The organism is Rhizobium sp. SRDI969, from assembly GCF_025152725.1.
Classification (GTDB): domain Bacteria; phylum Pseudomonadota; class Alphaproteobacteria; order Rhizobiales; family Rhizobiaceae; genus Rhizobium; species Rhizobium leguminosarum_I.
In genome coordinates this window covers 1644708-1663502 of sequence record NZ_CP104035.1, presented here as the reverse complement: position 1 = coordinate 1663502, position 18795 = coordinate 1644708, and the positions used below count along the sequence as shown (strand labels likewise).

At 61.5% G+C, this 18795-nt stretch carries 16 protein-coding genes and 2 pseudogenes; 12 read left to right on the top strand and 6 right to left on the bottom strand.

Features of this window, described 5'->3' with window-relative positions:
- Nucleotides 1-38 precede the first annotated feature (38 nt).
- Nucleotides 39-1178: a sugar ABC transporter substrate-binding protein gene (locus N2A41_RS08380; protein WP_260110707.1), complete on the bottom strand. Its 1140-nt coding sequence runs from the start codon at nucleotides 1176-1178 to the stop codon at nucleotides 39-41.
- Between the two features lie 226 nt (nucleotides 1179-1404).
- On the opposite strand from N2A41_RS08380, the gene N2A41_RS08375 reads away from it, so the two are divergent.
- From N2A41_RS08375 to N2A41_RS08345, 7 genes are all read left to right on the top strand, one after another.
- Nucleotides 1405-2409: a LacI family DNA-binding transcriptional regulator gene (locus N2A41_RS08375; protein ID WP_260110706.1), complete on the top strand. Its 1005-nt coding sequence runs from the start codon at nucleotides 1405-1407 to the stop codon at nucleotides 2407-2409.
- Between the two features lie 85 nt (nucleotides 2410-2494).
- Nucleotides 2495-3082 (top strand): ANTAR domain-containing response regulator, encoded by a 588-nt coding sequence (locus N2A41_RS08370; protein ID WP_162118469.1) that lies wholly within the window; start codon nucleotides 2495-2497, stop codon nucleotides 3080-3082.
- A gap of 34 nt (nucleotides 3083-3116) precedes the next feature.
- Complete coding sequence (locus tag N2A41_RS08365) at nucleotides 3117-4397, top strand: CmpA/NrtA family ABC transporter substrate-binding protein (RefSeq protein ID WP_260110705.1); 1281 nt, start codon at nucleotides 3117-3119, stop codon at nucleotides 4395-4397.
- Between the two features lie 479 nt (nucleotides 4398-4876).
- Nucleotides 4877-6145: an MFS transporter gene (locus N2A41_RS08360; RefSeq protein ID WP_260110704.1), complete on the top strand. Its 1269-nt coding sequence runs from the start codon at nucleotides 4877-4879 to the stop codon at nucleotides 6143-6145.
- Between the two features lie 17 nt (nucleotides 6146-6162).
- Nucleotides 6163-8613 (top strand): nitrite reductase large subunit NirB, encoded by a 2451-nt coding sequence (nirB, locus tag N2A41_RS08355; RefSeq protein ID WP_260110703.1) that lies wholly within the window; start codon nucleotides 6163-6165, stop codon nucleotides 8611-8613.
- Nucleotides 8614-8617: 4 nt separating this feature from the next.
- A complete protein-coding gene (nirD, locus tag N2A41_RS08350) occupies nucleotides 8618-8968 on the top strand; it encodes a nitrite reductase small subunit NirD (RefSeq protein WP_026154121.1) in 351 nt (116 codons plus the stop codon).
- Nucleotides 8969-11626 carry a nitrate reductase gene (locus N2A41_RS08345; RefSeq protein WP_260110702.1) on the top strand — a complete coding sequence of 886 codons (2658 nt, stop codon included), beginning with the start codon at nucleotides 8969-8971 and terminating at the stop codon, nucleotides 11624-11626.
- Between the two features lie 37 nt (nucleotides 11627-11663).
- On the opposite strand, the gene N2A41_RS08340 is transcribed toward N2A41_RS08345, so the two are convergent.
- Nucleotides 11664-12341 carry an HAD family hydrolase gene (locus N2A41_RS08340; protein ID WP_260110701.1) on the bottom strand — a complete coding sequence of 226 codons (678 nt, stop codon included), beginning with the start codon at nucleotides 12339-12341 and terminating at the stop codon, nucleotides 11664-11666.
- A 116-nt stretch (nucleotides 12342-12457) separates the two neighbouring features.
- Nucleotides 12458-12774, bottom strand: a pseudogene (locus tag N2A41_RS08335) (hypothetical protein).
- 204 nt (nucleotides 12775-12978) lie between these two features.
- On the opposite strand from N2A41_RS08335, the gene N2A41_RS08330 reads away from it, so the two are divergent.
- A complete protein-coding gene (locus N2A41_RS08330; RefSeq protein ID WP_170261348.1) occupies nucleotides 12979-13305 on the top strand; it encodes a hypothetical protein in 327 nt (108 codons plus the stop codon).
- A gap of 136 nt (nucleotides 13306-13441) precedes the next feature.
- Here N2A41_RS08330 and N2A41_RS08325 read toward each other — a convergent pair whose 3' ends face one another.
- Together N2A41_RS08325 and N2A41_RS08320 are read right to left on the bottom strand one after the other, a co-directional pair.
- Entirely contained in the window at nucleotides 13442-14275 is an 834-nt protein-coding gene (locus tag N2A41_RS08325) for an SDR family NAD(P)-dependent oxidoreductase (protein ID WP_162118430.1), read from the bottom strand.
- A 98-nt stretch (nucleotides 14276-14373) separates the two neighbouring features.
- Entirely contained in the window at nucleotides 14374-15033 is a 660-nt protein-coding gene (locus N2A41_RS08320) for a ChrR family anti-sigma-E factor (RefSeq protein ID WP_222383781.1), read from the bottom strand.
- A gap of 225 nt (nucleotides 15034-15258) precedes the next feature.
- Here N2A41_RS08320 and N2A41_RS08315 point away from each other — a divergent pair, with 225 nt between their 5' ends.
- The 4 genes from N2A41_RS08315 to N2A41_RS08300 are packed head-to-tail and all read left to right on the top strand — an operon-like array spanning nucleotide 15259 to nucleotide 18494.
- On the top strand, nucleotides 15259-16296 hold the full coding sequence (locus N2A41_RS08315; RefSeq protein WP_222281114.1) for a cysteine synthase A: 1038 nt from the start codon (nucleotides 15259-15261) through the stop codon (nucleotides 16294-16296).
- 6 nt (nucleotides 16297-16302) lie between these two features.
- Nucleotides 16303-17040, top strand: coding sequence for an alanyl-tRNA editing protein (locus tag N2A41_RS08310; RefSeq protein WP_222383780.1), 738 nt, complete (start codon nucleotides 16303-16305; stop codon nucleotides 17038-17040).
- An 18-nt stretch (nucleotides 17041-17058) separates the two neighbouring features.
- A complete protein-coding gene (sseA, locus tag N2A41_RS08305; RefSeq protein WP_222290516.1) occupies nucleotides 17059-17928 on the top strand; it encodes a 3-mercaptopyruvate sulfurtransferase in 870 nt (289 codons plus the stop codon).
- A gap of 5 nt (nucleotides 17929-17933) precedes the next feature.
- Nucleotides 17934-18494, top strand: a complete 561-nt coding sequence (locus N2A41_RS08300) for a GNAT family N-acetyltransferase (RefSeq protein WP_017963991.1) — start codon at nucleotides 17934-17936, stop codon at nucleotides 18492-18494.
- Between the two features lie 29 nt (nucleotides 18495-18523).
- On the opposite strand, the pseudogene N2A41_RS08295 reads toward N2A41_RS08300, so the two are convergent.
- Nucleotides 18524-18759 (bottom strand): annotated as a pseudogene (locus N2A41_RS08295) (hypothetical protein).
- Nucleotides 18760-18795: the final 36 nt, after the last annotated feature.

Sequence of the window (18795 nt, the reverse complement as noted above, 5' to 3'; positions counted from 1 at the left end):
GGGTGCAAACACCCGCAATCAGATCCGGAGGACGGCTGCTATTGGTTCTCTTTGGACTGCCCCATGATTTCCTGAGCGCTGAAATTGATGCCGCAGGTGGGGAAGGAATTGCCTACGAAGAAGTTGTCGGACTGGGTGGGATAGTAATCCTCACCTTCCTTGAAATCAGGATCCGAAACAATCGCGGTCGGCAGCTTGACGGCCTGCGGCACGACCTGACCCTCGAGTGCTGCGATCGCCGTCTTGATGGCGACGGCGACCTGGGCCGGGCCAGTGCCGGCGGACGAGCACTTCAGGCCGTCGGCGGCATGGGCAGCGCAGAATTTGCGGAAGCCATTTTCCGTCTCACCGCCGAAGGGCACGAAGGGATGTTTGGCATCGATCATCGCCTGCACGACGCCGGTATCGCCGCCCTGCGCAGTGATGCCATCGAACGGGCCGTTGGTGGCGATCGCGTCAGCCGTCGCCTTCTGGGCAACACCGTCATCCCATTTTCCGACGACCTCGGTTACCGTGAACTTCTTGCCCGAGGCGTCCAGGGTTTCGTGGATGCCGTTGTGGCGATCCGTATCGACCGAGGTGCCGGCGACGCCACGCACTTCCAGCACCTTGCCGCCGCTCGGCAGATGTTTCACCAGCCAGTCGGCCCAGAGGACGCCGAGACCCTTCTGGTCGACGTTGACGTTGATCGCGTCCTTGGTATCGAGGATGTTGTCGAAGGCGACGAGAATGACACCGGCCTCCTTGGCGCGCTTGATCACCGGCCCGAAAGCGGTCGGGTTCTGCGCATTGACGACGATGGCATCATAACCGGCATCGATGAAGTTGTTGATGGCGGAAATCTGCGCCGGCACATCCTCGCCTGTCGAGACGACCTTGAACTCCTTCAGCTTGGCTGCGACGTCGGGCTGGGCGGCATAGGCCTTGGCTGTCTGCACCATCTGGATTCGCCAGGTATTGGCGATGTAACCGTTGGCGAGCGCGATGCGATAGGGGCCGTCCTTCTTTGGATATTGCAGGAACTGCGTGTCGGCGGACCACGGCACCATGCAGCCGGGCTCGGCGGCCGGGCCGGACACGACCTTCGGTTCCGCGCTGGCCGCGCCGCAGAGCAGGGCAAGCGCGGACACGGAAAACGCGGCAATGCGAGCCAACTTGGCTTCTTTCACCTTAAACATGAATGTTCTCCTCCTCAGGCGGTCCGAGCCGCCTCTCCTATGCTTTGATTTGCACTTGGTCCCGGAAGGTTCCACCCCGTCCCTTTCCGGTACAATTTTAGGTTAACATAGTTGACAGCGCTGTCAAATCGTATGTTCTAGCGCTATCAGCAACAGCAATGAGAAAATATTCTCTGTTTTTAAAGAATATGACAATCAATATTCTGGGACGAGTGGCGGGACTTGCATGCGGCGGATAACACTTGATGACGTGGCAAGTCTTGCCGGGGTCAGCCCGATCACGGTTTCGAGGGTGCTGCGCAAGCCCGATGCGGTCTCGCCAGGCCTGCGGCTGCGCGTCGATGCCGCCGTCAAGGAACTCGGCTATGTGCCGAATATTGCCGCGAGCCGCCTCGCCTCCTCGCGCACGCATGCGATCGGCGTCATCGTTCCGACCCTCTACAACGTTATCTTCGCAGAATATCTGTTTGCGCTTCACGAGGTGCTGGTCGCCGCCGGCTTCCAGGTGATCGTCGTCAACAGCCGCTATTCCGAGATCGAGGAGGAAAACGCCATCAAGGCATTACTCGGGCAAAGGGTGGAGGCGATCATCATCGCCGGCACTCATCACACGCCGCTCTCTCGTCAGCTTCTCGCCCAGGCTCGTCTGCCCGTTGTCGAGACCTTCGAGCTTTCTCCAAACCCGATCGACCTCAACATCGGCATGTCGCAGGAGCATGCCGGGCAGACGGCGACGCAGCACCTGATCGAACGGGGTTTCCGCCGGATCGCCTTCCTGACCGGCAATCTCGACCACCGCGCCCAGTCGCGTTTCGACGGCTACCGGCTGGCGATGCAGGAGGCGGAGCTGCTGAATCTGGAGATCATCGCCGAGAGGCCACGCCATAGCTACGTGGCACTCGGCTCCGACCTCTTCGCCATGACGCATGAACGTGGCGACGTGCCCGAGGCGATCTTCTGCACTGACGACAATCTGGCGCTCGGTGCCATGCAGGAATGCCGCAAACGCGGCATCCGTGTGCCCGATGACATCTCGATCATCGGATTTCACGACCTGGAATTCGCCGCCTGCGCCGCACCCTCCCTCTCCTCGATCGCGACTAGGCGTTTCGAAACCGGAAAACTCGCGGCCGAAAGGGTGCTTGCCGCGTTGAATTCCTCCGTGGTATCGAGGTCCGAGCAGATCGACCTCGGCTTCGCCTTGATTCCGCGCGAAAGCACGGCAATCTGATCATATATTGTGCATACTTAGTTTTTGCACACTTATCAGGCTGGCGCGCTTGCCAATATTGCTGCAGTGCGTCATGAATAGAACAATGACGCATCTCGATCTGACAATTCTGGTGATCGACGAAAATGCCATTCGCGCCTCCATCATCGAAGAAGGACTGCGCGAGGCAGGGCATACGCGCGTCACCGTGGTTCATGAGGTCAACGGCATCGCGCGAATCATCGAAACGCTGATGCCCGACGTGATCATCATCGATATCGAGAATCCCAACCGCGACATGATGGAGCATCTGTTCCAGCTGACGCGCACGGTCAGCCGCCCGATCGCCATGTTCGTCGATCGCTCCGACACAGCCTCGATCGAGGCAGCTGTCGATGCCGGGGTCTCGGCCTATATCGTCGACGGATTGAAGAAGGAACGCGTCAAACCAATCCTCGACATGGCCGTCAGCCGCTTCAATGCCTTCAACCGCCTACGGCGGGAGCTTGCCGATGCCCGCTCCGCGCTCGAGGAACGCAAGCTCATCGAGCGCGCCAAAGGCATATTGATGAAGATGCGCGGCCTGTCGGAGGAAGAGGCTTTCGCCCTGCTGCGCCAGACAGCGATGAACGAAAAGAAGAAGATGTCGGAAATCGCCCAGAGCGTCGTCACTGCCGCGGGGCTGTTGATGTAATGGCCGACCTGATGAATTTCCGGAGGAAACCGGAGTGGATATGATGACAACGACCTCCAACTCCGGCGGCGACATGCCCTCGCCCGTGCGGGTGAACAACGAAGGGCCGAAAGTACTGCGGGCCGGTTTCATTCCGCTCGTCGATGCATCGGTGCTGATTGCGGCGGCGGAATTCGGCTTCGCGCGGAAGGAAGGCCTGACGCTCGATCTCGTCAAGGACGTCTCCTGGGCGAATGTGCGCGACCGCCTGGCATTCCGCCAGTTCGACATTGCCCACATGCTGTCGCCGATGCCGGTGGCCTCCATGCTCGGTCTCGGCTCCAATCCCTCGCCGACGATCACGCCGTTTTCGCTGGGGCGCGGCGGCAATGCGATCACGCTGTCGACGCGGCTCTTCGACAGGATGCGGGATGACGCGGGATTGCAGGAAACGGCAAGCGCGCTCGACAATGCCCGCGCCCTGGCAAAAACATTGGCGGCAATGAGGGCGCGCGGCGAGCCGCTGCCGACTTTCGGGGTCACCTATCCCTTCTCCTCGCACAATTACGAATTCCGCTACTGGCTGGCAGCCGGCGGCATCGATCCCGACAAGGACGTCAAGCTCGTGGTCGTGCCGCCGCCCATGACTTCGGATGCACTGGCAGCCGGTGCGATCGACGGTTTCTGCGTCGGCGCGCCGTGGAACATGGTCGCTTCGGAGCGCGGCGTCGGCCGCATCGTCGCCGCCAAGCAGGACATCTGGCCGTCGGCGCCGGAAAAGGTAATCGGCATGCGGCCGGATTGGGCGGAAAGCCATCCGGAAACCGTTTCCAGGCTAATCGTGGCGCTCGACGCGGCAGCCCGCTGGTGCGACCGGCCGGAAAATCATGACGCGCTGGCGGCAGCTCTTGCCGACCCGCGCTATATCGCTGCCCCCGTCGAGATCATTCGGCGTGTACTCGCCGGCGAATTCAGCCTCGACGCAAAAGGTAACCGCCGCATCATCACCGATTATTTCATGTTCCATTCCGGCTTCGCCAATTATCCCCGACCAAGCCATGCGCTGTGGATTTACAGCCAGATGATCCGCTGGGGACAGGCCGAGGTCAGCCTTAACATGGCCAGGGCCGCAGCATCCGCCTACCGCCCGGATCTCTATCGCACGGCTCTCGGCGACGACAACGCACCGCAAGATGCCGATATCCGCATCGAAGGCAGTGACGAGGGCGACCGTTTCATGGACGGCCACGTCTTCGACCCCGCGAGGCTGCCGGACTATGTCGCAGGTTTTGCCGTCAAAAGCGCCCTCCCCTTCGATTGTAGCGACGAGGTATAACCGATGCCGGCCTGCACAAAACGCCAGCACGCATCTGCCCGCCTCACGACAAGCGCACAAAATATTTGCATGATTGGGTGGCGGCCTGAAAAACAAGCAGCCGACACATTTCAGAAAACGTCATTTATATTCAGCAACTTGCATGAGGGACACCAAACTGGCACGCAGTTTGCATTGCCTCTATTGCACCGGTCAATGGCGATCAGCGCAGAATGAGCGTGCGATAGACGCTCACGGAAGACACAGAGATTACTCTTCAGATGAAGAGGTAGGTTTTAGCCTGAGCAATCTGGCGTAAGGATTGCGTCCAGGCAAATGGGCCAGAAGGCCACATATTCGGCGTCCAACGGCGGGCGCCACCAGCAAAGCCGCTGATCAGGATATTTCGCGCACCTCGTTTATGCGCGTCCTGACCAGCGGCTTTTTGTTTTAACCCTCAGCGATGGATCGGCACGACCTTGTCGGGCCCCGGAGAAGTTATGTCTGTCATCGAGAAAGCACAGCCCATGTCGGCCGGCGAACCAGCCAAAGCATTGTGGATCTCCACTGTAGCCTTCACCCTCTGTTTTGCCGTGTGGACGATCTTCGCGATCATCGGCATTCGCATCAAGCAGGATCTCGGGCTGAACGAGGCCGAGTTCGGATTGCTGGTCGGCACCCCCGTCCTTACCGGTTCGCTCGTGCGCATCGTTCTTGGCATCTGGACCGGGCGCTACGGCGGGCGTCTCGTTTACACGCTCACCATGCTGGCCGCCGCATTGGCGACCTTCCTGCTCTCCTACGCCCAGACCTATACGCAAATGTTGATCGCCGGGCTCGGCGTCGGCCTCGCCGGCGGCTCCTTTGCGGTCGGTGTCGCCTATGTCTCGCCTTTCTTCCCGGCGGAGAAGCAGGGAACCGCGCTCGGCATCTTCGGTGCCGGCAATGTCGGCGCGGCTGTGACCAAATTCGCCGCCCCCTTCGTGCTGCTCGCATGGGGCTGGCAGGCGGTTGCCGAGATCTGGGCCGTCTGTCTGGCACTGATGGCAATCGTCTTCTGGTTCACCACGACCGATGATCCGGCCTACCGTCTCCGCCGCGAACGCCGCGCCGCCAGCAAGAGTTTTGCCGAGGAATTCGCGCCGCTGCAGAACGTTCAGGTCTGGCGCTTTTCGCTCTACTATTTCTTCGCCTTCGGAGGCTTCGTCGCCCTGTCGCTGTGGCTGCCGCGCTACCTGGTCGGCGTCTATGGCTTCAACCTGGAAACTGCCGGCATGATCGCGGCCGCCTACTCCATCCCGGGCAGCATCTTCCGCGCCTTCGGCGGCGTACTGTCGGACAAGAAAGGCGCCCGCAGCGTGATGTACACGATGCTTGCCGTGTCGGCCGTCGCCACCCTCATTCTTTCGCTGCCGGCTGCCTCTGGGACCGGGACGGGTCCCGCGTTCGGCATCACCCCCGTCATCTTCATCGTCGTCATCTTCGTGCTCGGATTCTTCATGAGCCTCGGCAAGGCTGCCGTCTACAAGCACATTCCGGCCTACTACCCCGAAAACGTCGGCGCCGTCGGCGGCATCGTCGGGATGATGGGCGGCCTTGGCGGCTTCATCCTTCCGATCGCCTTCGGCCTCCTCAAGGACATGACCGGCCTTTGGTCCAGCTGTTTCCTGCTGCTCTTTGCAATCGTTGTGATCTCTCTCATCTGGATGCACCTGTCCGTCAAGCAACTGTCGCGCCAAGGGCACTCGGCGCCCGTGGCTGCAACCTGATCCAAGGACCTGGAAATATGACCGAAAAACTTGTCATCATCGGCAATGGCATGGCGCCCGGGCGCATGCTGGAGCACCTCTTCGAGCAGGCGCCGGGTCGCTATGAAGTTACGATCTTCAATGCCGAGCCGCGCGTCAACTACGACCGCATCATGCTGTCGCCGGTTCTCTCAGGAGAAAAGGACTACGAGCAGATCATCATTCACGGCGACGGCTGGTACATCAAGCATGGCATCATGCTCTACAAGGGCCACAAGATCGTCAACATCGATCGCGCCGCAAAGACCGTGACCTCCGACCACGGCGTCACCGAAAGCTACGACAAGCTGGTGATCGCAACCGGTTCCGTGCCCTTCATCATTCCTGTTCCCGGCAAGGATCTGCCCGGCGTCATCACCTACCGCGATCTCGACGACGTGCAAGCGATGCTGCTTGCCGCTCAGTCGCGCGAAAAGGCTGTCGTCATCGGCGGCGGCCTGCTTGGCCTCGAAGCAGCGGCCGGCCTTGCCCAGCGCGGCATGGACGTCACCGTGCTGCATGTCATGCCGACACTGATGGAGCGCCAGCTCGACCCCGCCGCCGGCTATCTGCTGCAGAAGGCCGTCGAGGAGCGCGGCATCAAGGTCATCTGCAAGGCCAATACCAAGGCGATCGTCGGGAATGGCAAGGTCGAAGGCATCGAACTTGACGACGGCCGCATCATCCCGGCAACGCTGGTCGTGATGGCCGTCGGCATTCGCCCCAGCGTCGGTCTGGCGAAAGACGCCGGCCTTGCCGTCAACCGCGGCATCGTCGTCGATTCCGGCATGCAGACCTCGGATGGCGATATTCTTGCACTCGGCGAGTGCGCCGAAGTCGGCGGCATGGTCTATGGCCTCGTTGCGCCGCTCTATGAAATGGCCCGTATCGCCGCCTCGCATCTCTCCGGCGATCGCTCGCCTGCCTTCGTTCATGCGGATACGCCGACCAAGCTCAAGGTCACCGGCATCGAGCTTTATTCACTCGGCGATTTCGCCGACGGCGACGACCGCGAGGAGATCGTGCTGCGCGATGCCAGCGCCGGCGTCTACAAGCGCTTGGTGCTGAAAGACAACAAGATCATCGGCACCGTGCTTTACGGCGAGACCGCCGACGGCGCCTGGTTCAATGACCTGAAAAAGAAGGCAACCGATATTTCGGAGATGCGCGAGACGCTGATCTTCGGACAGGCCTATCAGGGAGGGTCGCCGCTGGACCCTATGGCGGCCGTTGCAGCCTTGCCGGATGACGCGGAGATCTGTGGCTGCAACGGTGTATGCAAGGGCAAAATTACCTCGACGATATCAGGCAAGGGGCTAACGTCGCTCGACGACGTGCGCGCCCACACGAAGGCGTCCGCCTCGTGCGGCTCCTGCACCGGCCTCGTCGAACAACTCATGGCGCTGACGCTCGGCGACAGCTACAATCCGGCTGCGGTCCAGCCGATGTGCACCTGCACCGAACTCGGCCATGACGATGTTCGCCGGCTGATCAAAGCCAAGGGGCTGAAGAGCATTCCTGCCGTCATGCAGGAGCTCGAATGGAAGACCTCCTGCGGCTGCGCCAAATGTCGGCCGGCGCTCAACTATTACCTCGTTTGCGACTGGCCGGATGAATATGCCGATGACTACCAGTCGCGGTTCATCAATGAGCGCGTGCACGCCAACATCCAGAAGGACGGCACCTACTCCGTCGTTCCGCGCATGTGGGGCGGCGTCACCAATTCGAACGAGCTGCGCGCCATCGCCGATGTCGTCGACAAGTTCGAGATCCCAATGGTGAAGGTCACCGGCGGCCAGCGCATCGACCTGCTCGGCATCGAAAAGGAAGACCTACCCGCCGTCTGGGCCGACCTCGGCAAAGCCGGCTTCGTCTCCGGCCAGGCTTATGCCAAGGGTCTGCGCACCGTGAAGACCTGTGTCGGCTCGGACTGGTGTCGCTTCGGCACGCAGGATTCCACCGGCCTCGGTATCCGGATCGAAAGGTTCATGTGGGGCTCCTGGACGCCGGCCAAGCTGAAAATGGCCGTCTCCGGCTGCCCGCGCAACTGCGCGGAAGCAACCTGCAAGGACATCGGCGTGATCTGCGTGGATTCCGGCTTCGAGATCCATTTCGCCGGTGCGGCCGGCCTCGACATCAAGGGCACGGAGGTCCTTGGGCTTGTCCGAACCGAGGACGAGGCACTGGAGCATATCGTGGCCCTGACGCAGATGTACCGCGAGCAGGCCCGTTATCTCGAGCGCATCTACAAATGGGCAAAGCGCATCGGCCTGGAGGAAATTCGCCGCCAGATCATGGGCGATGACGAAAAGCGCAAAGCCTATTACGACCGCTTCGTCTTCTCCCAGAAATTTGCCCAGGTCGATCCCTGGTCGGAGCGTGTTTCCGGTAAGGACAAGCATGAGTTCAAGCCGATGGCGACAATCGGCTATCCCCAGGCTGCAGAATAAGGAGATGGACATGAACTGGCCCAATGAAAACTGGCATCCAATCGGTGACATCTCCGACATCCCGCTGCGCGGGGCGCGCTGCGTGAAGACGCCGCAGGGCAAGATCGCCGTCTTCCGCACGGCCGAAAACGAGGTCTTCGCCATCGAGGATCATTGCCCGCACAAGGGCGGCCCGCTCTCCCAGGGCATCGTCCATGCCAAGTCAGTTACCTGCCCGCTGCACAACTGGGTGATCTCACTGGAAACCGGCAAAGCGCTCGGCGCCGACGAAGGCGAAGTCCGGACGATACCGGTGCTGAACGAAGACGGCAGGCTGTTCATCGCCGTGGAAAGCCTGATGATGGCGGCGGAATAGATGGCGGTTGAGGTCAAGACCACCTGTCCCTATTGCGGTGTCGGCTGCGGCGTTCTCGCCTCGGTCGACGAGGCAGGCGCAGTCAGCGTCAAAGGAGATTCGGAGCATCCGTCGAATTTCGGCCGGCTCTGCTCGAAGGGTTCAGCCCTCGCCGAAACCATCGATCTCGATGGCCGGCTTCTCCATCCCGAAATCGAAGGCGAACGGAGCGGCTGGGACGAGGCGCTTGATCTGGTCGCCCGCCGTTTTTCTGAAACGATCGCCGAACACGGGCCTGACGCCGTTGCCTTCTACGTCTCCGGCCAGTTGCTGACCGAGGATTACTATGTCGCCAACAAGCTGATGAAGGGCTTCATCGGCTCCGGCAATATCGACACCAATTCAAGGCTCTGCATGTCGTCTTCCGTGGCGGGGCATCGCCGCGCCTTTGGCGCCGATACGGTGCCCGGGACCTATGAGGATATCGAACTTGCGGATCTGGTGGTCCTGACCGGCTCCAACCTCGCCTGGTGTCATCCCGTCATCTACCAGCGGCTTGCCGCCGCAAAGACGGCACGGCCAAACATGCGGATCGTCGTCATCGATCCGCGCCGGACGATGACCTGCGATATCGCCGACCTGCATCTCGCCATCCGTCCGGACGGCGACGTTGCGCTGTTCATGGGACTGCTTGCCCATCTCGCGACCAGTCCGGCAATCGACCAGAATTATATCGGCGCTCATACCGAAGGTTTCGGCGACGCTTTTGCGGCCGCCGCCGCGCTTGATATCAACGATCTTCTGGAACGGACCGGCCTGCCGGCCATGCAGATCAGGGAGTTCTTCCGCCTGTTCGAGACGACGCCGAAGGTCGTGACCTGCTACAGCCAGGGCGTCAACCAATCCTCCTCCGGCACAGACAAGGTCAATGCCATCCTCAACTGCCACCTGGCGACCGGCCGCATCGGCCGCCCCGGCATGGGACCGTTTTCGCTGACCGGCCAGCCGAACGCCATGGGCGGGCGCGAGGTCGGCGGTCTTGCCAATATGCTTGCCGCCCATATGGCGATCGAGAATGCCGAAGACCGGGATCGCGTGCAGCGCTTCTGGAATTCGCCCGTCATCGCCGCGAAGCCCGGCCTGAAGGCGGTCGACATGTTCCAAGCCGTGGCCGACGGACGCATCAAGGCGCTCTGGATCATGGCGACCAATCCCGTCGTCTCGATGCCGGATGCCGACAGCGTCGAAAGCGCGATCGCCGCCTGTCCCTTCGTCGTCGTCTCCGACATCCTGAAAGAGACGGATACGACCCGGCACGCAGATGTGCTTCTGCCCTCACTCGGCTGGGGCGAGAAGGACGGTACCGTCACCAATTCCGAACGGCGCATTTCAAGGCAACGACCGTTTCTCGACATTCCCGGCGATGCAAGGGCCGACTGGTGGCAGCTTGCGGAAGTCGGACGCCGCATGGGATTTGCCGAGGCCTTCAATTTTGATGCGCCGGCCGCAATCTTCGACGAACACGCCGCGCTTTCCGCCTTCGAAAATAACGGCAGCCGCGATTTCGACATCGGCGCGCGCGCCGGCATGAGCGGCGGCGCCTATGACGAACTGTCGCCGTTCCAGTGGCCACAGGCGGCAGGGACAGAACCGAGCATCACCCGCTTCTTCGCCGAGGGCGGTTTCTTCCATCCCGATCGCAAGGCCCGCTTCGTCGCGGTCAAACCGCCCGCAACCGATCGCACCAATGCCGAGTACCCCTTCATACTGAATACCGGGCGCATCCGCGACCAGTGGCACACGATGACGCGAACCGGAAAGAGCGCGCGGCTTTCCGCCCATATCGCCGAACCCTTTGCCGAGATCCATCCGCGCGACGCGATCGAGACCGGTATATCAAGTGCGGGCCTCGTCGAAATCGACAGCCCGCACGGCAAGGTAATCGTCAGGGCGCTGGTCACCGATCGCCAGGCCCGCGGCGGCATCTTTGCGCCGATGCACTGGAACGACCAGTTCGCCGCAAGAGCACGGATCGACGCCGTGGTCGCGCCGGTAACGGACCCGATTTCCGGTCAACCGGCGTCGAAGAACGTTGCCGTCGCCGTCCGGCCGTTTCGCGCCACCCACTACGGTTTCGCCGTCTCCGCCACAAAACCTGCCACACCTGACGCCGCCTACTGGGCGCTGGCAAAAGCCGCCGGCGGCTGGCGGCTGGAGCTTGCCTTCGGCGAAAACGTCGAAGACTGGACGGCCTGGTGCCGCGCGGTTTTCGCCATTCCGGCCGAGATCGAACCGCTTGGTTATGCCGACCGGCAATCCGGCGACCTCAGGCTCGCCTTCTTCGATGGCGAGGTCCTGCTTGCGGCGCTATTTCTGGCACGCCAGCCCGTCGCCGTCGCGCGCAACTGGGCGATCTCGCAGCTCTCCGCCTCGCATGGCGACCTCAGGAAGCGCTTTGCGCTCGTTGCGGGTCGCCCCGGCGCAGGCAGGCCGGATCCAGGCGCCACCGTCTGCTCCTGCTTCAGTGTCGGGGTCAACCAGATCGCTGCTGCCGTGCGCGGCGGATGTCACAGCGTCGAGGCGGTCGGCAAGGAAACCAGCGCTGGAACCAATTGCGGCTCCTGCCGCAGCGAAATCGGCAGCATCATCGATCGCTGTCTTGCCGCAGCCGCGGAGTGAACCGCGCAAAAGCAAGCAGGACGCGATCGGGGCACCTTCAGGCCGCGTTCGGGACGATCAGCATCCTGTGATCGGAGGAGATGCGGACCGAGATCTCGTCATAGGATGAGAGGGTCGGGTGCGGCGTCTCCATTTTTTGGTGATGTGTTGCCGTGATGATCATGACATCGGCACCTGCCGCCTCGCCGGCGGTGATGCCGGCTGCGACATCCTCGAACACCAGGCAATCCTGCGTGCTGACGCCGAGGCGTTCGGCGCCGAGAATATAACATTGCGGGTCGGGTTTTCCGACCTTCACGTCCTCCGCCGTTACCATGAATCTCGGCACCGACAGGCCTGCCGCTTCCAGCCGCCGGCGAGCAAGGCGCAACGGCGAGGAGGTGACGATCGCCCAGCGATCCGGGGGCAGCGAGCTCAGGAACGTCGCGGCGCCGGGAATGGCCACGACGTCGCTGACATCGGCGATTTCGGCCTCGGTCACCAGCTTCGATTCATGTTCGGGATCAACTCCCGGCAGGTTCAGCCGGGCGATCGTGTCAATGCCGCGCGATCCATGCATCTTGGGCAAAAAGGTGGCGACGTCGAGCCCATGACGCCTTGCCCAGTCGCTCCAAACGCGATCGGCTGCAAGGATCGAATTGAGGATAGTGCCGTCCATATCGAACAGGAAGGCGGCATAGGGCTTCTCGAAGCCGCGGGGCATCGGCATAGACAAAAGGCTGAACCCTTCAGGGAAAGAGTCGGGCGGTGGTCGCTATCGCGATCAAACGGCAAATCATTGGGTTTTGCAAGCTTTCGGGAATGGCGGTGACGCCTCACGACCGCCTTTGCCTAAAAAGCCGCAGTACCGGAGGTGATGATCAAGTCGCAGGAAAGCCGGAGGCCGATCGGGTCGTTGCACAGGTCATCGGCAGCCCCGGCGAGTTCCAGTGCGGCCGAAGCATCGGCGCGCAGGTAGGCCTGCGTAGCCGGATCGACGCGCATCGGAGCCGCAGTCCAGAGCAAGGGACGGCTGACGTCGATCGCTGAAATTTTAGCCTTGTCATTCCTGACGGCGTAGGAGGAGACGCAATGCCAGTCATCGTCAACGTGAGTGCAAGTACGATCTGGAAACCGAGATCTGCGGCTTCGCGAAAGGAGATGAACATAGCGGCCTCATGCCACGGTTTTTTAGTATCTCCGCATGCAAGTAAGACATGCGCTGGCGCCGATCCAGCGACATCGCCCGTTAAGGTTTACGCATAACCATGCTGGTATGCCGCGAGGCTTGAATGCAGGTTTTTTCGGAACAATGATTCCATCAGGCAGTTACCCCTGGGTCATCCAAGATGAAAATCCAAGGAGGATATCCCATGTCTAAGTCCCTTATCGCCGCTTCGCTGCTTGCGATCGGCATGGCGTCGTCAGCCTTTGCCCAGTCGAACCCCGATCCAATCGGGCCGACGAATGGCGGCTCGACCGATCCGAGATCGGGTACCTATTCATCCGACTACACCAACGATGACAACGGCTTTCGTCCGGTACCTGTCTCGCCGGTCGATCCAACGACGACACAGAGCATTGGACGACCGCAGACGATGGAATGCCCCGGCATGCCGCAACAGATGTCCGGTGTCGACACGCGCGGCGGCCAGAGCGGCGCATCGATCAGCGAAGCCTGCCGCGAATACGACAACTAAGCGACAGACTGCTGCTCTCAGAAAAGGCCGGTTCACGCCGGCCTTTTTCATGTCGCCGACACCCGCCGGAGGAAACGAGGCCGGCCTCCGTGCCCGCAATGTCGATGTGCGCCAGGTCGTATTCTCGCGCCGTTGATCATTCCGCCGCATGCGGTGTCACCGGATGGTGACCCGCCAATGGCGGCCGCTCCCGCCAGCCGGTCACGCGGTTCACCAGCGTGAAATAAGCGCCATAGGGGAGCAGGCGTGCGAGCTTGAGCATGGTGGTGAAGCGCTTCGGAAACGTGATCTCGAAGGCCTGAGATTTCAACCCGGCGGCAATCTCCCGGGCGGCCTCCTCCACCGATACCAGAGCCGGCATCGGAAAGGCATTTTTACGCGTCGCCGGCGTATCGATGAAGCCCGGACTGACGAGCTGGATGCGGATGCCCATCTTGTCGAGATCGAATTTCAGGCTTTCGGCCATGTTGATCAGCGCCGCCTTGGTCGCGCCATAGGCGGCCCCCGTCGGCAAGCCGCCATAGCCGGTGACGGAGGAAACGATGGCGATCTGTCCCTGCCCTTTCGCCTTCATATGGCGGATCGCCGGCAGCAGGCAGTTGACGACGCCGGAGAGGTTGACGGCAAAGCTCTTCTCGAAATCGGCGCGGTTCAGATCCTCGGCATGAACAGGCAGGTAGACGTCGGCATTGAGGATCGCCATGGCGAGCGTGCCGTGCTCGTATTCGATCGAGGCCATGACATGTTCCATGTCCTCGGCATCGGTGACGTCGCCGTCGAGCACAATGATACTGCCCGAAAGGCCATTGGCCTCGGCTTGCAGTTCGACCAGCTTTTCGTGGCTTCTGGCGGTGACGGCGACTTTGTATCCTTCGCCGGCGAGCTTTAACGCAAGCGCCCTGCCGATGCCTGAACTTGCGCCCGAAAGCCAGACGATTCCATGTTCGGGATGGGCAATGAAATCACGCATGACATGTTCCTCCGGGCTGCCTGATCAATGCGAAAACAGGTCCGGAAGTTCCTCAACCCCTCCGGATTTACGGCTCTATCACATCATTGTGGCTGCTTTCAGCCGATCAGGTCGCCGATCATCTGACGAAAGGATCCGGTGAGCTTGACCGGTCCGTCCGAGACCGCAAAGGCGATGCACGGCCTGTCCTTTTCGGCAATCGGCCGGTGGTCGACCATCTCGTCGGCGATGGAGATGTCGCCGGGACCGAAATGGCCGCGTTCATCGTTGAAGGCGCCGTCGAGAATAAGGATCAGTTCCATGCCTTTATGGGTGTGCGCCGGCAAGGCGCGGCCAGGCCGGATCCACATCAGGCTGACCTCGCAGCCGTCCATGTCGAGCGAATATTCCTTAAAACCGGGCAACCGCCGGCGCCAGGGCACATCCTCGGCCTCGAAACCCAAGAGGGCGCGCAACGCTTGCGGAAACAACGCGTTTTCCGGTCGCGCGGCCGTCCGTGGCGCCGGGATGGAAGACGCAGAGGAAAAGATCGCCGCAAGCCGCCCGTCGCGATCGGCAATGGCGGCTTCGGGCGCGTTTTCCAGAGCTTCGCCTGCCAGCAGCTCGAGGCTGTTCACCAGGCTGCGATTGTCCGGTTTCATTTCGAGATGAGCCTGGACCAGCACACGCGCCGGCTCGGGCAAGGAGCCGGCAACATAATGCGCCATCAATGCATCAATCGTGTCGATTTGCTCGTGAACCATGTCGGTTTCGGTCACGCCCTGTTGCCGCGCTCCGTTTTCGCTTTGTCGTCATCCGTACGGGGAAAGTCAATCTTCGGATCACCCCTCACACGACGGGATTGCGGGCTGTGCGTCATTTCGGGGGAGGAAAGCAAATTTTATCGTGTCCGCCAGAGGCGTGGAATAGCATTTCTTGCCAACTCAGCCTTGTGAAGGGAAAAGACCGTTCCTAAAGTAAGAGTTCGAATAGAGGCAGATTCCATGACCTTCCACCCTTCCGTCCTCGAAGCCATCGGCAACACGCCCCTGATCAAACTCAAGGGCGCCTCAGAGATGACCGGCTGCACCATTCTCGGCAAGGCGGAGTTCCTGAACCCCGGCCAGTCGGTAAAGGATCGCGCCGCGCTCTACATCATCCGCGACGCAGAGCGGAAGGGATTGCTTCGCCCGGGCGGCGTCATCGTCGAGGGTACGGCCGGCAATACCGGCATCGGGCTGACGTTGGTCGCCAAGGCGCTCGGTTATCGCACCGTCATCGTCATCCCGGAAACGCAGAGCCAGGAAAAGAAAGACGCCCTGAAGCTGCTCGGCGCCGAACTCGTCGAAGTGCCCGCCGTTCCCTACAAGAACCCGAACAACTACGTGAAGGTATCCGGGCGGCTGGCAGAGCAGCTGGCGAAGACCGAGCCGAACGGGGCGATCTGGGCAAACCAGTTCGACAACGTCGCCAACCGTCAGGCGCATGTCGAAACGACCGCCAAGGAAATCTGGAAAGACACCGACGGCAAGGTCGACGGCTTCATCTGCTCCGTCGGCTCCGGCGGCACGCTGGCAGGAGTGGCTGCCGGCCTCAAGGCTTTCAAGGCAGACGTCAAAATCGGCATCGCCGATCCCGACGGCGCCGCACTCTACGAATTCTATCAGAACGGCGCGCTGAAATCCGAGGGATCCTCGATCACCGAGGGCATCGGCCAGGGTCGCATCACCGCCAATCTCGAGGGTTTCACGCCTGACTATGCCTACCGGATCCCGGATGCCGAAGCGCTTCCCTATCTCTTCGACCTCGTCGAGAACGAGGGCCTCTGCCTCGGCGGCTCGACAGCGATCAACATTGCCGGTGCGGTCAATCTCGCCCGGGATCTCGGACCTGGTCACACGGTGGTGACGATCCTCTGCGATTACGGCAACCGCTATCAGTCAAAACTCTTTAACCCGGATTTCCTGAGGTCGAAGGGACTGCCCGTTCCGGGCTGGATGGCCAAGTCGCCCGATATCCACGTTCCCTACGAGCCCGTGTGAGACCCCATGCCCGTCAATGCCCTCTACCGCGACGACTTCTATCTCTCGACGTGCGAGGCGATCGTCACCGCCGTTCACGAAGACGGGGGCATCGAACTGGACCAGACCTGCTTCTATGCGACATCGGGCGGCCAACCTGGCGACACCGGCCTGCTCGAACGGGCCGACGGCACCAAGATCGCGCTCGGCCAGACGAAGCATGGTCCAAGCAAAGATGTCATCATCCATGTGCCACTCAAAAACGAGCTGCGGCCCGTGGTCGGCGAGGCGCTGGTGCTGCACGTCGACTGGCCGCGCCGCTACAGGCTGATGCGCATGCACACGGCCTGCCACCTGCTTTCCGTCGTCTGCTCCTATCCGATCACCGGGGCTGCTGTCGGCGAGGAGGAAAGCCGCGTCGACTTCGACATGATCGAGACGATCGACAAGGACGCGGTGACGGCCAAGCTGATGGAACTGGTCGAGCAGAACCATCCGGTCACTCTGCAATGGATCACCGACGAGGAGCTTGTGGCCAATCCCGACATCGTCAAATCGAAGAACGTGCGCCCGCCGATGGGCCTTGGGCGCGTCAGCCTCGTCTGCATCGGCGAGAACTCCTCGATTGACAGCCAACCCTGCGGCGGCACACATGTTTCCGAGACTCAGGAAGTCGGCCAGATCCATATCGCCAAAATCGAGAAGAAGGGCAAAGAGAACCGGCGCTTCCGCATCCGCTTCGGCACGCCCGGCGACGAAGCCTGACCATCAAGGGAGACCATCATGAGTGAGACCAAGAGCCGTTTCGTCGTTTCGGCCGACTGGCTGCAGTCCGAGCTCGGCAAAGCCGACCTGCGCGTGCTGGACGCCTCCTTCTATCTGCCGGCGCAGAAGCGCGATGCCGATGCCGAATATGCGGCCGGCCATATTCCCGGCGCCATCCGCTTCGATCAGGACAAGATCGCCGACCATTCCACATCGCTGCCGCACACGATCCCCTCGCCCGATTATTTCGCCGCCGAAGTCGGCCGGCTCGGCATCAGCGAGAATGATCGGATCGTCGTCTATGACGGTATCGGCCTGTTCGCCTCGCCGCGCGTCTGGTGGCTGTTCCGGGTGATGGGCGCGAAAAACGTCTTCGTGCTCGATGGCGGTCTCGACGGATGGAAGGCCGAGGGCCGTCCGCTGGAAACCGCAGCACCCAATCTTGCATCGGCGACCTTTACGCCGAATTTCGACGAAAGCCGCGTGGTGACGCTCGATAGGATGCGCGATATCGTCTCCAGCGGCGCGATGCAGATCGCCGATGCCCGCAGCACCGGCCGCTTCGCCGCCGTCGAACCCGAGCCGCGCGCCGGCATGCGTTCCGGTCATATGCCCGGCGCCCGCAGCCTGCCCTCCGGCGTCTTTGCCAGCCAGGGCCGTTTCAAGTCGCTGCCCGAACTCAAGCAGACGATCGAGGATTCCGGCATCGATCTTTCCAAGCCCGTAGTCACCTCCTGCGGCTCGGGAATCACCGCCGCAATCATCACGCTGGCGCTGGAATCGCTCGGCCATCACGATAACAAGCTTTATGACGGCTCGTGGAGCGAATGGGGCAGCCGTGACGATACGCCCATCGTCACCGGTCCGCCGACGCCGGTCAAAGCCTGATCGCCATGGGGAAGACACCCGCTTCGCTGAAAGCTCACATCACCCGGCTCGAAATGACGGCGCCGCCGAAGGCGAGCATGCCGGTGCCCGTCAATATCCAGACGGCGATCATGCGCGCTCCCGAGATCCCATTGCCCTTCTACCGGTATCTCTACCGGCAGGTGGGTGCGCGATGGCAATGGGTGGATCGGTTGCGCATGAGCGACGAGCAGCTTGCCGAGACACTGAACGACAAGCGCAACAATATCAGCGTTCTCTACGTGAACGGCGCGCCCGCCGGCTTCTACGAATATTTCTGCGAAGACGAGGATATGATCGAGCTCAGCCATTTCGGGCTGATCGAACATGCGCTCGGTCTGGGCATCGGCAAATGGTTCCTGCTGCAGGCGCTCTATGCCATCTGGTCGCTCAATCCGAAGCGGGTCACCACCACCACCAACAATCTCGACCATCCGCGCGCGCTGCAGCTCTACCAGATGTACGGCTTCTCCCCCGTCTCGACCGGCACCGGCATCGTCCGGCCTCTCAGCGACAAGGAACTTCTGGAGATTGCGCGGAAAAGCTGACGGCTTTTTCCCGACGTAAGTGGAGACGACTAACGCTGCGTCAGGCTGTTCGGGCGGCGCGGGTCGCTGCGGCGCTCGAAATCGAGCGTGCGGCCGACTGTTCCTTCAGTTCCGCCACGTCCCGCCGCAGAGCCCTGAGCTCTTCCAGTATTTCCGCATTCTGTTGCGCCAGCAGCGCGAGATCGACGTCGGCCAAGGGGCTTCTCCTTTCGCCTGCAGCGTTCGGACAGAAGATACCCGGATTTTCGCTCTTCGGCGATCTCATATCGAGAAGCAGGCAAGAATCGGGTGGCTCGCGCGC

Bases quoted from the DNA above. Each gene is read 5' to 3' on its own strand.
- N2A41_RS08380 (WP_260110707.1), bottom strand. From the start codon at position 1,178: ATGTTTAAGGTGAAAGAAGCCAAGTTGGCTCGCATTGCCGCGTTTTCC.
- N2A41_RS08375 (WP_260110706.1), top strand. From the start codon at position 1,405: ATGCGGCGGATAACACTTGATGACGTGGCAAGTCTTGCCGGGGTCAGC.
- N2A41_RS08370 (WP_162118469.1), top strand. From the start codon at position 2,495: ATGACGCATCTCGATCTGACAATTCTGGTGATCGACGAAAATGCCATT.
- N2A41_RS08360 (WP_260110704.1), top strand. From the start codon at position 4,877: ATGTCTGTCATCGAGAAAGCACAGCCCATGTCGGCCGGCGAACCAGCC.
- nirB (WP_260110703.1), top strand. From the start codon at position 6,163: ATGACCGAAAAACTTGTCATCATCGGCAATGGCATGGCGCCCGGGCGC.
- nirD (WP_026154121.1), top strand. From the start codon at position 8,618: ATGGACATGAACTGGCCCAATGAAAACTGGCATCCAATCGGTGACATC.
- N2A41_RS08345 (WP_260110702.1), top strand. From the start codon at position 8,969: ATGGCGGTTGAGGTCAAGACCACCTGTCCCTATTGCGGTGTCGGCTGC.
- N2A41_RS08330 (WP_170261348.1), top strand. From the start codon at position 12,979: ATGTCTAAGTCCCTTATCGCCGCTTCGCTGCTTGCGATCGGCATGGCG.
- N2A41_RS08325 (WP_162118430.1), bottom strand. From the start codon at position 14,275: ATGCGTGATTTCATTGCCCATCCCGAACATGGAATCGTCTGGCTTTCG.
- N2A41_RS08315 (WP_222281114.1), top strand. From the start codon at position 15,259: ATGACCTTCCACCCTTCCGTCCTCGAAGCCATCGGCAACACGCCCCTG.
- N2A41_RS08310 (WP_222383780.1), top strand. From the start codon at position 16,303: ATGCCCGTCAATGCCCTCTACCGCGACGACTTCTATCTCTCGACGTGC.
- sseA (WP_222290516.1), top strand. From the start codon at position 17,059: ATGAGTGAGACCAAGAGCCGTTTCGTCGTTTCGGCCGACTGGCTGCAG.
- N2A41_RS08300 (WP_017963991.1), top strand. From the start codon at position 17,934: ATGGGGAAGACACCCGCTTCGCTGAAAGCTCACATCACCCGGCTCGAA.